We start from the raw sequence: 13,172 nt of genomic DNA on the forward strand, positions 1-13,172 counted from the left end.
GCCACCGGGCCCGGTTCCCGCCATGGGCAGGAGTGTGTCGTTTTGCTAACACTTGACCTGACCCAAACGCGGGGTCACCTCGTGCGCCTTCCGAGGCCTCTGAGCGGCAGGGAGTGACCCCGCGTTGCTCTGCGCGCCGGGGACTGGGCGTACGACGCCGGCGTGCCGGGTTATGCGGGCACGTTCAGTCGGGCGTGGCGGAGGACTGAGATGATCGCCGGTGCGAGCTCGTCTTCCATCTGGCGGTAGACGTCGGGTCCGCGGCGGTAGGGGTCGATGATGTCGTTCTCGACCGAATCCGCCGGCAGTGACAGGTGCCGCACGGACGCGGCCCGGGCGGGCAGCCCGCGCCAGAAGGCGGTGTTGGCACTCAGTGCGGTGTTGGCACTCAGGGGATCGCCGCCGTCGACCGTTCCAGCCCGGTCCGGGGTCCCGTCCGCGCGGTCATCCAGGACGTCGAGCATCCGGGCGAACTCACGGATGGTGAAGGTGCGCTTGAGCAGGGACGCGTCCAGCTGAAGCACTTCGCCGCGGTGGCCGGAGGTCATGGTAAGCACCAGGTCCACGCCGCGCAGGATCTTGCCGGTCAGCTGCCGGGATACAAAGCCGTCGGGGTTCCCGCCGAAGGTGCGCACGATGTCCCCGGACAGGGGCTGCATGGGGTCGCCCACCATGGCCCGGGTCCCCGCACTGGTTACCACAAACGCGCCCGGCATGACCTGGTCCAGTCCTGCTTGCAGCAACCGCTCGGCTACCGGGGAACGGCAGATGTTGCCGGTGCAGACGGTCAGGATTCTCACGGGGGCGGCGTCGGGGGCGGGGGCAGGTGCGGGGGATTCCACGGAACTTCTCTTTCCAGCCGGGGCGCCGGACCGGGTACGGCCGGGCATCTTTCAACTTAACACGAGTGGACCCGGGGATGCCCCGACGCCCCGCCCCGAGGGCCCGTAGCAGCCTGCCTCAACTTGAACCAGACTGTGCTGCCATGTCATTATCTGCGTATGAATGCAGATACGAAGGCTTATGAGCTGACGCCGGACAGCCAGTACGTGGAGCTGGCTGTGGAAGTCTTTGCGATGCTGGCCGATGCCACCCGGGTGCGTCTGATCCTGGCCCTCCGTGACGGGGAACTTCCCGTGAACGCGCTCGCCGAGATTGCCGGAAAATCGGCCGCGGCCGTGTCCCAGCACCTGGCCAAGATGCGGCTGGCACGGCTGGTCTCCACCCGCCAGGAGGGGACCAAGGTCTTTTACCGCCTGCAAAACGGCCACGCCTGGCAGTTGGTGGCCGACGCGATCCACCAGGCAGAACATTCCCTGGGGGCAGCCCCGAGCCATGGCATGGCCCCGCACGAGCCGCTGGAGGCCGGCGAATGAGCCACCAGCAAGCCGATGCCGAAAGTCACCCGCACGTGCACCCGGAAACGCCCGACGGCGGGCCTCACCACGAGGAGGAGGCGCACCACCGCGACGGCCACGACCACGACGGCCACGATCACCACCACGCCTCCGGGCTCAAGGGCTGGTTTCAGGAACTGTTCGTCCCGCACTCCCACGACTCCGCGGACTCTGTGGATGACGCCTTGGAGAGCAGCAGCCAGGGCATCCGGGCCGTCAAGATCTCCCTGCTTGGACTCGGCGCCACATCGCTCTTCCAGCTGGCCATCGTCCTGATCAGCGGATCCGTGGCCCTGCTGGCGGACACGGTCCACAACTTCTCAGACGCCCTCACCGCGGTCCCGCTGTGGATCGCGTTTGTACTCGGCCGCCGGCCGGCCTCCCGGACATTCACCTACGGCCTGGGCAAGGCCGAGGACCTGGCAGGCCTGTTTATTGTGGCCATGATCGCCCTTTCAGCGGTGGTTGCCGCCGTCGAATCCATCCGCCGCTTCTTTGAGCCGCAGCCCGTGCACAACCTGGGCTGGGTGCTGGCGGCAGGGCTGGTGGGCTTTGCCGGCAATGAACTGGTGGCCATTTACCGGATCCGGGTGGGCCGGCGGATCGGTTCGGCGGCGCTGCTGGCGGACGGCATCCACGCCCGGACGGACGGGTTTACGTCGCTGGCCGTTGTCGCCGGGGTCGTGGGCATCTGGCTGGGCTTCCCGCTCGCGGATCCCATCGTGGGGCTGCTCATATCCGTGGCCATCGGCGTCCTGTTGTGGGGCACGGTCCGCGACGTCGGCCGCCGGCTACTGGACGGCGTCGATCCTTCGCTTTCGGACCGGCTCGCCGCACTGGTGGAAGAGAACGCGCCGGCGGGAAGTTCCTCGCGTCTGCGGTGGAGCGGGCACCGGCTGCACGCGGAGATCACCGTCCCGGCCGCCGCCGGGGCGCACCTGGGGGAGTTCGCCGCCGTCGCGCATGGCCTGGAAGCGAAGGCGCGAGGCGCCCTGCGCAACCTCGGCTCGGTCACGGTGGTACCGCTGGTGGAACGCGGTCCGGCCAGTGGTGTCCGCTGAGGATCTGCTCGCCTTGGCCGGGCCAGTCGATGAATGGCTGACCGCCCCGGTATCATCGGCGGGTGACCGGGTGAGCAGCCCGGCCTTGGTTCAGCGGTCCGGCAAGCCCTGCGGACGCCCGGGTAGGTACAGGCCCGGGAGCGGGGGACGGGTGGCCGCCCGACGCTTCATTAGGTGCTATGGATTCATCCTTGCTGGCCCTCAACATCGTTGAGGGGCCTGTGATCCTCGTCTGCTACGTGCTCAGTGCCGTCTGCGCCGTGGTCCTTCTGCTGCGCCGCCCGCGGCGAGTGGCGTTAGTTTCGTGGCTGGCAGGGGTTGCCGGCGCCCTCGTCGGGGCCGTGGCCTTGGTGGTGGCAGAACGGTTCATGAACGCTTTTGGCGGCCCCCTTGGTTGGCATGTTCGCATCTGGGTCATTCTTCTTTTCGCCGGGCTTGGAGTCTGCGGGGCGAATCTGCGCGGATCGCGTCCTTGGCGGAAGGCTCTTGCCTGCGTGGGGGCCTTGGTCTTTGCCGTCACCGCAACGTTGGGAATCAACGCGTTTTACGGGCTGCACCCCACAGTGGCCTCTTTCCTTGGAATTTCCCTGGCGCCGAAGGTGGAGCTGGATCCCGTGCAACCCCACACGCAGGTCCATAGTCAAGTCCCGTTATGGGAGAGCTGGAAGCGGCCGGCGGAGCTGCCGGCCGAAGGCACCAGCGCTCAGGTTGCCATTCCGCCGCAGAAGTCCGGTTTTGCCGCGCGGCCGGCGGGGCTGTACCTTCCCCCTGTCGCACAGGTTCCCAACCCGCCCGCTCTTCCCCTGGTGGTTTTGATGATGGGGCAACCCGGGAACCCGGACCCGCAATATGTCGCCGCCGTCCTGAATGAGTACGCTTCCCACCATGATGGGCTGGCGCCGATCGTCATCGTGGCAGACCAGCTGGGCGACCCCTTCGTTGACAACCTCTGCCTGGATTCGCCCCTCCACGGGCGCCCCGAGACGTACATCAACCGCGACGTCGTGGACTGGGCGCGGAGTCATCTGAACATCATCGACGACAGGAAATACTGGACCATCGCCGGATACTCCCACGGCGGACAGTGCGCCATTTCCTTCGCCGCAAAGTACCCCTCGGTCTGGGGCAATGTGCTGGACATATCCGGTGAAGAATACCCCGGCGCAGAGCAGCCCGAGACGAACCTCAGGGAAATGTTTGGCGGCAACCAGGCGGCCTACGACGCTGAAAAACCAATCAACATCCTGAAGCAGCGGAAGTACCCGGACACTGACGCGATTTTCACCGCATCCACGGACGACCCCGTTTACTTGGAGGCATCCCGCCGGCTGGGGGCCGCTGCCACGGCCGCGGGCATGACCGTCACCAACTATGAGGTCCCCAACGGCGGCCACGTCATCGGGGCGCTGAACGGCGGCCTCAATAAGGGGTTCGAAGTCCTCTATCCGCGGCTCGGACTCTCGCGGCCAGGGCCACCGTAGCTGACGCCGTTTCAGAGCTGGTAGTAAGGGGGTTGCCCGGCTGTGTGCCCGGCACCCTCCCGCCGTCGGGGACAATGGAAGGCATGACCCTCACGACGTTCGCCCTCGTCCGCCACGGCCAGACTGACTGGAACGCCGAGCGCCGGCTCCAGGGCGCCACTGACATTCCACTGAACGACGTCGGCCGCGGCCAGGCGCGCGACGCCGTCGCCAACCTTTCCGGTCACGAGTGGGACACCGTAGTGTCCTCGCCGCTCAGCCGCGCCGCGGAAACGGCCAACCTGATTGCGGCGGGGCTCGGGCTCAGCGTCGCCCGGCACGTCCCGGAGCTCACCGAGCGCAGCTTCGGAATGGCGGAAGGCATGCAGGCGGGCCCCGGGCTGGAGGCACTGCGCATTCCGGGCGGTTTCCAGGGCGCTGAAAGCGAAGAGGACGCGGCGAGACGCGGGCTGACCGCGTTGGAGGCCCTGGCCGAGGAGTTCCGCGGCCGGCGCGTCCTGGTGGTCGCCCACGGCACCCTCCTAAGGGTGAGCCTCAGCCGCGCGATCGGCCGCACCCTGCACAGCATCGACAACGCCGTGCTCAACCTCGCCCACCACCACGTCGACGACGGCTGGAAGCTGGAGTACTACAACGGGGAGCAGCTGGCCGCCGAGGCCCGGGCCTGACCGTCCGAAGCCCTTCAGGGTCACCGGCCGGGTTGGCCCCGAAAGCCTTGATGGAGGGGGACAATGACGGTATGAGCTCAGAAGAACCGCTGCGACCTTCAGACCTGCCTCCCACCCCAGCTGCCCAGCCCGCGGCCCAACCCACAGCGCCTGCCACCCCAGCTCCGAAGAGTACGGCTGACAGGACCCGCACAACCCGGACCGCAGTCATCTGGAGTGCGGTGGCAGTCAGCCTCGTGGTGTTGGTGCTCCTGATCATTTTCTTTATCCAGAACCAGGACATGGTCGCAGTCAGGTTTCTCGGCTGGGAGGGCAGCCTTGCGCAGGGTGTGGCGTTCTTCATAGCTGCCGTCGGGGGCGGGATCCTCGTGGCCATCGCCGGTGGAGCGCGCATCCTGCAGCTGCGGCACAACGAAAGACGGCGGCGGAAGAGCATCGACGCTTAACCGCCTCTCAAACCGACGCCCGAGCCTGACCCAGATTCCATCGATTGCTCCGTAACCGCCCTTATCACCCCTCAAAAGGGCCGCTACGGAGCAATCGGTGGGGCTGTGACGACCATCCCCGTCCAAGAAATTGCGGGCCGAAAGGATTCCGAGTAAGCTGTGAGGCGTGTCACGAACTATTGTGATGCGGCTTTTGATCTGCGGCGGGAGAGTCCTGCCAGTACGTTACGCAGGCGCCGTAGGAGCAAATCCTCTCCGGGAATCTCTCAGGCCCACGTACCGCCGCGGTTAGGCAACTCTGGAAAGCAGTCCGGCAACGGGCTCACCGACGGTGCAAGCGCCATCCTGTAAAAGCAGGTGGAGCGGAAACTCTCAGGTCCAATACAGAGCGGAGAGGAACCCGAATCAATGTGGCGTACCCAGCGGACGCCACCTGAATTATGGAGTTCCTTTCATGACTGTTCAGTCGTCCCCTTCCATCTTTGCCGACCGGCATATCGGTGCGCGCCGCGAGGCCGATATAGAGACCATGCTCAAAGCTGTTGGCTATGACAGCGTTGACGGCCTCGTGGACGTTGCCGTTCCCGATTCCATCCGCCAGGCCAAGCCGTTGGCCCTCCAGGACGCCCTGAGCGAGGTTGAGGTCCTGGCTGAGCTGCGGAAACTCGCCGCCAAGAACAAGATGGCCGTGCAGATGATCGGCCAGGGCTACTACGACACCGTGACGCCCGCCGTGATCCGCCGGAACGTCCTCGAGGCCCCGGCCTGGTACACCGCGTACACCCCGTACCAGCCCGAGATTTCCCAGGGCCGGCTCGAAGCCCTGCTGAACTTCCAGACCATGGTCCAGGACCTCGTGGGCCTGCCCATCGCCAACGCCTCCCTGCTGGACGAAGCCACTGCCGTGGCCGAAGCCGTCCTCATGATGCGCCGCGCCAACAAGAACAAGACCGCGCATGACGGCAAGACCGTCCTGGACGCGGATCTGATGCCGCAGACCATCGCCATCGTCAAGGGCCGCGCCGAAGCGCTCGGCTTCGAGGTGGAGGTCGCTGACCTCTCCCAGGGCCTGCCCGACGGCGTCATCAACGGCATCGTCCTGCAGCAGCCTGGCGTATCCGGCCGGGTCTTCGACCACGCCGACGTCATCGCAGCAGCCAAGGAGCGCGGCGCGCTGGTGACGGTTGCCGCTGACCTGCTGGCACTGACGCTGATCACCCCTCCCGGTGAGCAGGGCGCGGACATCGCCGTCGGCTCCACCCAGCGTTTCGGTGTCCCGCTGTTCTTCGGTGGCCCGCACGCCGCGTACATGGCCGTTGCCAAGGGCCTGGAGCGTTCCATGCCCGGTCGCCTGGTGGGTGTGTCCAAGGACGACGCCGGCCTCCCCGCCTACCGCCTCGCCCTCCAGACCCGCGAGCAGCACATCCGCCGCGAAAAGGCGACSTCSAACATCTGCACCGCGCAGGCCCTGCTGGCCATCGTGTCGTCCTTCTATGCTGTGTACCACGGCCCGGACGGCCTGAAGGCCATCGCCGAGCGCGTCCACAACCACGCCCGCACCCTGGCCACCACGCTGCAGGCCGCAGGCCGCGAACTGGTCACGGACACCTTCTTCGACACCCTCACCGTCAAGGTTCCGGGCAAGGCCGCGAAGGTCATCGCCGCCGCCCAGGCACACGGTATCAACCTCCGCGAAATCGACGCGGACACCGTGGGTGTCTCCGCTGATGAAACCACGACGGCGGACGTCCTGTCCGCCATCGCCGTCGCCTTCGGTGCCGGTCCGGTTGCCGACGCGAAGGGTTTCGACCTTCCCCAGGACGTGCTCCGCACCTCCGAGTACCTGCAGCACCCGGTGTTCAACACGCACCGGTCCGAGACCCAGCTGCTGCGCTACATCCGCAAGCTCTCCGACCGGGACCTGGCCCTGGACCGCACTATGATCCCGCTGGGTTCGTGCACCATGAAGCTGAACGCCACGGCCGAGATGGAAGCCATGTCCTGGCCGGAATTCGCCTCCATCCACCCGTTCGCCCCGGACTCCCAGACTGTGGGCTGGCGCGAACTGATCAGCGGCCTGGAAGCGGACCTCGCAGAGATCACCGGTTACGACCAGGTGTCCCTGCAGCCGAACGCCGGTTCCCAGGGTGAGCTCGCCGGCCTGCTGGCCATCCGCGGCTACCACCGCTCCCGCGGCGACCAGCAGCGCAACGTCTGCCTGATCCCGGCCTCGGCGCACGGCACCAACGCCGCGTCCGCCGTCCTGGCGGGCATGAAGGTTGTTGTGGTGGCCACCGCTGCGGACGGCACCATTGACAACAACGACCTGAAGGCGAAGATCGAGGCCCACAAGGACGCGCTCTCGGCCATCATGATCACCTACCCGTCCACCCACGGCGTGTACGACTCGAACGTGACCGAGATCTGCGACGCGGTCCACGCGGCCGGCGGCCAGGTTTACGTGGACGGCGCCAACCTGAACGCCCTCGTAGGCCTCGCCCAGCCGGGCAAGTTCGGCGGCGACGTCTCGCACCTGAACCTGCACAAGACGTTCTGCATCCCGCACGGCGGCGGCGGACCCGGCGTTGGCCCGGTTGCGGCCAAGGCCCACCTGGCACCGTTCATGCCCGGCGATGCGAACAAGGCAGCGCACGAAGAGGGCCACGGCGTGGCCATCTCGGCGTCGAACTTCGGCTCCGCAGGCGTGCTCCCGATCTCCTGGGCCTACGTGAAGCTCATGGGCGCGCAGGGCCTGACCGAGGCCACCAAGTCCGCACTGCTGGCTGCGAACTACGTTGCGGCCCGCCTGAACGAGTACTTCCCGGTCCTCTACACCGGTGAGGGCGGCCTCGTGGCCCACGAGTGCATCCTGGACCTCCGCGATCTGACCGCCAAGACGGGCGTCACCGCAGAGGACGTGGCCAAGCGCCTCATCGACTACGGCTTCCACGCCCCCACCCTGGCGTTCCCGGTTGCCGGCACGCTGATGGTGGAGCCCACCGAGTCCGAGGACCTGGTGGAAATCGACCGCTTCATCGACGCCATGATCACCATCCGCAAGGAAATCGACCAGGTCGCCGCCGGTGACTTCACCGTGGAGAACAGCCCGCTGCGCCACGCACCGCACACCGCGTCCGCCGTCGTATCCTCCGAGTGGACCCGCGAATACACCCGCGAACAGGCCGTCTTCCCCGTCCACCACCTCAAGCAGGACAAGTACTTCCCGCCCGTGGGCCGCATCGACGGCGCAGCCGGGGACCGCAACCTCATCTGCTCCTGCCCGCCGCTTTCCGAGTTTGAAGACTAAGGATCCCGACATGACTGAGAACTACACCGCCCTTTACGAGGAGCACAAGAAACTCGGCGCCTCCTTCACCGATTTCGGTGGCTGGCAGATGCCCCTCAAGTACAGCTCCGAGCTGGCCGAGCACCACGCTGTCCGCAAGGCCGCCGGCCTGTTCGACCTCTCCCACATGGGCGAAGTCTGGGTTACCGGCCCCGCAGCCGGCGCGTTCCTGGACTACGCCCTCGTGGGCAAGCTGTCCGCCATCGCGGACGGCAAGGCCAAGTACTCGCTGATCTGCAACGCCGACGGCGGCATCATCGATGACCTGATCGTCTACCGTTTCGGTGACGAGAAGTACCTCGTGGTCCCCAACGCAGGCAACGCACCTACCGTTGCCGCCGCGCTGGCGGAGCGCGCCGCGGACTTCGACGTGAAGGTGGACGACGCCTCCGCGGCAACCTCGCTGATCGCCGTGCAGGGCCCCAAGGCCGAGGCCATCCTGCTCAAGCTGACCGACGAGTCGCAGCACGCCCTGGTCACCGACCTGAAGTACTACGCGTTCAACGAGCTCACCATCGCCGGCCACAACGTCATCCTGGCCCGCACCGGCTACACCGGCGAAGACGGCTTCGAACTGTTCATTCCGAACGCCGACGCCGCGGACCTGTGGGCAAAGGTCGCCGAGGCAGGGGAAGAGTTCGGCATCATCCCGTGCGGCCTCGCGTCCCGTGACTCGCTCCGCCTGGAAGCCGGCATGCCGCTCTACGGCAACGAGCTTTCGCTCGAGCGTTCACCGTTCGACGCCGGCCTGGGCCCCGTTGTGGCGCTCAAGTCCAAGGAAGGCGACTTCGTGGGCCGCTCCGCCCTCGAGGCTGCCAAGGCTGCCGGTTCCAAGCGCAAGCTCGTGGGCCTGAAGGGCCTCGGCCGCCGCGCCGGCCGTGGCGGCTACCCGGTCCTCAAGGACGGCAACGTCGTCGGTGAAGTCACCTCCGGCCAGCCAAGCCCCACCCTCGGGTACCCTGTTGCACTGGCCTATGTCGACGTCGAGCACGCCGAACTGGGCACCGCCCTGGACGTCGACCTGCGCGGCAAGGCAGAACCCTTCGAGGTCATCGCCCTGCCGTTCTACAAGCGGGCCAAGTAGTCCTTCGGGGGCTGGGGCTGACATCCTCTGCATGCTGCTCGTTCCTCGCTTTGACGCATGCTGCCGGATGCCAGCCCCAGCCCCAACTCCGGTGGTTGAGCTCAAACCCCGGGCCGCCGGGCCCCTCGAGCCAACCACCCCCGAACGCTCTCTCACTCTTGAACTCCAAACTTAAGGAATAGACAACATGGCTAAGGTTGCCGCTGAACTGAAGTACTCCGCTGAGCACGAGTGGATCGCCGCTGACGGCGACGGTCCGTCCGTTGTTGGCGTGTCCGCTGTTGCCGCCGAGGCGCTGGGCGACATTGTGTACGTCGACCTGCCCGAGGTTGGCTCCACTGTTACCGCGGGGGAGACCTGTGGCGAGATCGAGTCCACGAAGTCCGTCTCGGACCTGTACTCCCCGGTCACCGGCGAGGTCACCGAAATCAACGACGAAGCTGTCGCCGATCCCGCACTGATCAACTCCGATCCGTACGGTGCCGGCTGGCTGTTCAAGGTCACCGTGACCGAAGAAGGCCCGCTGTTGTCCGCACAGGAATACGCCGAGGCCAACGGCGGCGAACTGTGAGCACCACAACGGAAGCCACGTTCGAGCAGGTAGTGTCCCCGTCCCTGGACGCGGACCTGAGCACGCTGGACCCGGAAATCGCCGTCAAGATCAACGACGAACTGGGCCGCCAGCGTGACGGCCTGGAAATGATCGCCTCGGAGAACCACACCGCCGTCGCCGTGATGCAGGCGCAGGGCTCGGTCCTGACCAACAAGTACGCCGAGGGCTACCCGGGCAAGCGCTACTACGGTGGCTGCGAGCACGTGGACGTCATCGAGCAGCTGGCCATCGACCGGGTCAAGGCCCTGTTCGGCGCCGAGTTCGCCAACGTGCAGCCGCACTCCGGCGCCCAGGCCAACGCTTCGGTCATGCACGCGCTGATCAAGCCGGGCGATACCATCATGGGCCTGAACCTGGCCCACGGCGGCCACCTGACGCACGGCATGAAGATCAACTTCTCCGGCAAGCTCTACAACGTGGTCCCGTACCAGGTCCGCGAAGACACCCACACCATTGACATGGCCGAGGTGGAGCGCCTGGCACTGGAGACCAAGCCGCAGCTGATCGTTGCCGGCTGGTCGGCTTACGCCCGCCAGCTCGACTTCGCCGAGTTCCGCCGGATCGCCGATCTGGTGGGCGCTTACCTGATGGTGGACATGGCGCACTTCGCCGGCCTGGTGGCAGCCGGCCTGCACCCGAGCCCGGTGCCGCACGCCCACGTTGTCACCTCCACCACGCACAAGACCCTCGCCGGTCCGCGTGGCGGCATCATCCTCTCCAACGATCCCGCGATCGCCAAGAAGATCAACTCTGCTGTCTTCCCGGGCCAGCAGGGCGGACCGCTGGAGCACGTCATCGCCGGCAAGGCCGTGGCCTTCAAGATCGCGGCATCGCCGGAGTTCAAGGAACGCCAGGCGCGCGTCTTGCTTGGTGCCAGCATCCTGGCCGACCGCCTGGTCCAGCCGGACGTCACCGCCAAGGGAATCTCCGTGATCTCCGGCGGCACGGACGTCCATCTGGTCCTGGTTGACCTGCGCAACTGCGAGCTGGACGGCCAGCAGGCCGAGGACCGCCTGGCCGCGATTGACATCACCGTCAACCGCAACGCCGTGCCGTTCGATCCGCGCCCGCCGATGGTCACCTCCGGCCTCCGCATCGGCACCCCCGCCCTGGCCACCCGTGGCTTCGGCGAGGCAGCGTTCCGTGAAGTTGCGGACATCATCGCCGAGGCATTGATTGCCGACGCCGACGCGGACCTTTCCGGCCTGCGTCACCGGGTTGAAGTCCTCGCTTCGGCCCACCCGCTTTACCCGGGGCTTTAGCCCCACCGAGGGAGTTTTTGTCCAGATAATGCCGTTTTTTGCTTGTTTTAGGCGCATTATCTGGACAAAAACTCCTGACTGGTCACGAAGAATTAGTTAGTTAGGAAACGCACATGGCCGTTGGAGTCTTTGATTTGTTCTCCGTCGGGATCGGGCCTTCGAGCTCGCACACGGTGGGTCCCATGCGGGCTGCTGCGGTGTTTGCCGAAGAGCTCCGGGGCGCCGGCGTCCTGGACAGGGTTGCCGGGCTGCGGGTGGACCTGTACGGGTCGCTCGCGGCGACGGGCCACGGCCATGGGACCATGACGGCCATCCTGCTGGGCCTTGAGGGGTACCACCCCGAAAAGATCCTGCCGGYCGAGGTGGAGGAGCGGCTCGCCACCATCGCGGAAACTGGCATGCTGCAGCTGGCCGGCGCCGGTGAAGGCGGAGGCGTGCAGCTTCCCTACGGCGTCAAGGACATCATCCTGCGCCCGCTGACCATCCTGCCGCGGCACACCAACGGCATGACCTTCACCGTCAGCGACAAAGACGGTGCAGAACTCCACAAGGCCACGTTCTTCTCCGTTGGCGGCGGCTTCATTGTCCGCGAAGGCGAAGAGGACGCGGCCCTGAAGGAGCTCGACGAGTCCAAGAAGGAGCTGCCGCTGCCGTTCCGGACGGCGGCGGAACTCCTGGGCAGGTGCCAGTCCAAGGGCCTGTCCATGGGGGATGTCATGTTCGTCAACGAGCGCGCCTCCCGCACCGAGGCGGAGATCCGCGAAGGGCTGCTGCACATCTACTCCGTGATGGAGGAGTGCGTGGAAGTCAGCCTCAAGCGCGAGGGGCTGCTGCCCGGGGGACTGAAGGTCCGCCGTCGTGCGCCTGACTGGCACGAACGCCTCCTGAAGGAGGACAAGGACCGGGACCCCAAGTACTGGCAGGAATGGGTGAACCTGATCGCCCTGGCGGTCAACGAGGAGAACGCGTCCGGCGGCCGGGTGGTCACCGCGCCCACCAACGGCGCGGCCGGGATCATTCCCGCGGTCCTCTATTACGCACTGCATTTCGCACCCGGGATGGACAAGGCCACGCAGGAAGACCGCGACGACGTTGTGGTCAAGTTCCTGCTCACGGCCGGTGCCGTCGGGGTGCTTTACAAGGAACAGGCGTCCATTTCGGGCGCCGAGGTGGGCTGCCAGGGCGAGGTAGGCTCGGCGTCGTCAATGGCGGCGGCAGGGCTCGCGGAGGTCATGGGCGGCACACCGCAGCAGGTGGAGAATGCCGCGGAAATCGCGATGGAGCACAACCTGGGCCTGACGTGCGATCCGATCGGCGGCCTGGTGCAGGTTCCCTGCATCGAGCGGAACGCCATCGCGGCGGCGAAGGCCATCAACGCGGCCAAGATGGCGCTCTGGGGCGACGGGACACACCGCGTGTCGCTGGATGAAGTGATTGTGACCATGCGCGAAACCGGCAGGGACATGAGCTCCAAATACAAGGAAACGGCCATGGGCGGCCTCGCCGTCAACGTCGTGGAATGCTAAGGAAAGAGAACTGATGACACTGGCACCAGAAGGCCGGAAGTTGCTGCGTGTTGAGCAGCGTAACTCGGCTGTCCCCGTGGAGCGGAAGCCGGAGTGGATCAAGGCCAAGGTCCAGATGGGTCCTGAGTATGTCCAGCTGAAGAACCTGGTGAAGAAGGAAGGCCTGCACACGGTGTGTGAGGAGGCCGGCTGCCCGAACATTTTTGAGTGCTGGGAAGACAAGGAAGCCACGTTCCTGATCGGCGGCTCCGAGTGCACCCGGCGCTGTGATTTTTGCCAGATCGATAC

At 66.3% G+C, this 13,172-nt stretch carries 11 protein-coding genes, 1 pseudogene and 1 riboswitch; of the genes and pseudogenes, 11 read left to right on the plus strand and 1 reads right to left on the minus strand.

Going from position 1 to position 13,172, the window contains the following annotated elements:
• Positions 1-170: 170 nt before the first annotated feature.
• The gene (locus tag AC1DIM_RS15975) at positions 171-842 is read right to left on the minus strand and encodes an arsenate reductase/protein-tyrosine-phosphatase family protein (protein ID WP_477711485.1); all 672 of its coding nucleotides are present in this window, start codon (positions 840-842) and stop codon (positions 171-173) included.
• Between the two features lie 159 nt (positions 843-1,001).
• Between AC1DIM_RS15975 and AC1DIM_RS15980 the strand changes: the two genes are divergently transcribed.
• From AC1DIM_RS15980 to AC1DIM_RS16030, 11 genes and pseudogenes are all read left to right on the plus strand, one after another.
• Positions 1,002-1,376: an ArsR/SmtB family transcription factor gene (locus AC1DIM_RS15980; protein WP_477711486.1), complete on the plus strand. Its 375-nt coding sequence runs from the start codon at positions 1,002-1,004 to the stop codon at positions 1,374-1,376.
• The gene (locus tag AC1DIM_RS15985; RefSeq protein ID WP_477711487.1) at positions 1,373-2,458 is read left to right on the plus strand and encodes a cation diffusion facilitator family transporter; all 1,086 of its coding nucleotides are present in this window, start codon (positions 1,373-1,375) and stop codon (positions 2,456-2,458) included. Before AC1DIM_RS15980 ends, AC1DIM_RS15985 begins: the two co-directional genes overlap by 4 nt.
• Positions 2,459-2,637: 179 nt before the next feature.
• A complete protein-coding gene (locus tag AC1DIM_RS15990; protein WP_477711488.1) occupies positions 2,638-3,939 on the plus strand; it encodes an alpha/beta hydrolase in 1,302 nt (433 codons plus the stop codon).
• A gap of 83 nt (positions 3,940-4,022) precedes the next feature.
• Positions 4,023-4,607, plus strand: coding sequence for a histidine phosphatase family protein (locus AC1DIM_RS15995; protein ID WP_477711489.1), 585 nt, complete (start codon positions 4,023-4,025; stop codon positions 4,605-4,607).
• A gap of 71 nt (positions 4,608-4,678) precedes the next feature.
• Complete coding sequence (locus tag AC1DIM_RS16000) at positions 4,679-5,053, plus strand: LapA family protein (protein WP_477711490.1); 375 nt, start codon at positions 4,679-4,681, stop codon at positions 5,051-5,053.
• Positions 5,054-5,247: 194 nt separating this feature from the next.
• Positions 5,248-5,345, plus strand: a riboswitch (glycine riboswitch).
• A gap of 162 nt (positions 5,346-5,507) precedes the next feature.
• Positions 5,508-8,360, plus strand: coding sequence for an aminomethyl-transferring glycine dehydrogenase (gcvP, locus tag AC1DIM_RS16005; protein ID WP_477711491.1), 2,853 nt, complete (start codon positions 5,508-5,510; stop codon positions 8,358-8,360).
• A gap of 10 nt (positions 8,361-8,370) precedes the next feature.
• Positions 8,371-9,483, plus strand: a complete 1,113-nt coding sequence (gene gcvT, locus AC1DIM_RS16010; protein ID WP_477711492.1) for a glycine cleavage system aminomethyltransferase GcvT — start codon at positions 8,371-8,373, stop codon at positions 9,481-9,483.
• Positions 9,484-9,670: 187 nt separating this feature from the next.
• Positions 9,671-10,054, plus strand: coding sequence for a glycine cleavage system protein GcvH (gene gcvH, locus AC1DIM_RS16015; protein ID WP_190987581.1), 384 nt, complete (start codon positions 9,671-9,673; stop codon positions 10,052-10,054).
• Positions 10,051-11,358 carry a serine hydroxymethyltransferase gene (gene glyA / locus AC1DIM_RS16020; protein ID WP_477711493.1) on the plus strand — a complete coding sequence of 436 codons (1,308 nt, stop codon included), beginning with the start codon at positions 10,051-10,053 and terminating at the stop codon, positions 11,356-11,358. The genes gcvH and glyA overlap by 4 nt, the downstream gene beginning before the upstream one ends.
• Positions 11,359-11,471: 113 nt before the next feature.
• A complete protein-coding gene (locus tag AC1DIM_RS16025; RefSeq protein WP_477711494.1) occupies positions 11,472-12,884 on the plus strand; it encodes an L-serine ammonia-lyase in 1,413 nt (470 codons plus the stop codon).
• 13 nt (positions 12,885-12,897) lie between these two features.
• A pseudogene (locus tag AC1DIM_RS16030) lies at positions 12,898-13,172 on the plus strand (lipoyl synthase); the annotation flags it as partial.

Source organism: Pseudarthrobacter sp. 01T43, from assembly GCF_056398665.1.

Bases quoted from the DNA above. Each gene is read 5' to 3' on its own strand.
- AC1DIM_RS16000 (WP_477711490.1), top strand. From the start codon at position 4,679: ATGAGCTCAGAAGAACCGCTGCGACCTTCAGACCTGCCTCCCACCCCA.
- AC1DIM_RS15985 (WP_477711487.1), top strand. From the start codon at position 1,373: ATGAGCCACCAGCAAGCCGATGCCGAAAGTCACCCGCACGTGCACCCG.
- gcvH (WP_190987581.1), top strand. From the start codon at position 9,671: ATGGCTAAGGTTGCCGCTGAACTGAAGTACTCCGCTGAGCACGAGTGG.
- AC1DIM_RS15980 (WP_477711486.1), top strand. From the start codon at position 1,002: ATGAATGCAGATACGAAGGCTTATGAGCTGACGCCGGACAGCCAGTAC.
- AC1DIM_RS15990 (WP_477711488.1), top strand. From the start codon at position 2,638: ATGGATTCATCCTTGCTGGCCCTCAACATCGTTGAGGGGCCTGTGATC.
- gcvT (WP_477711492.1), top strand. From the start codon at position 8,371: ATGACTGAGAACTACACCGCCCTTTACGAGGAGCACAAGAAACTCGGC.
- AC1DIM_RS15995 (WP_477711489.1), top strand. From the start codon at position 4,023: ATGACCCTCACGACGTTCGCCCTCGTCCGCCACGGCCAGACTGACTGG.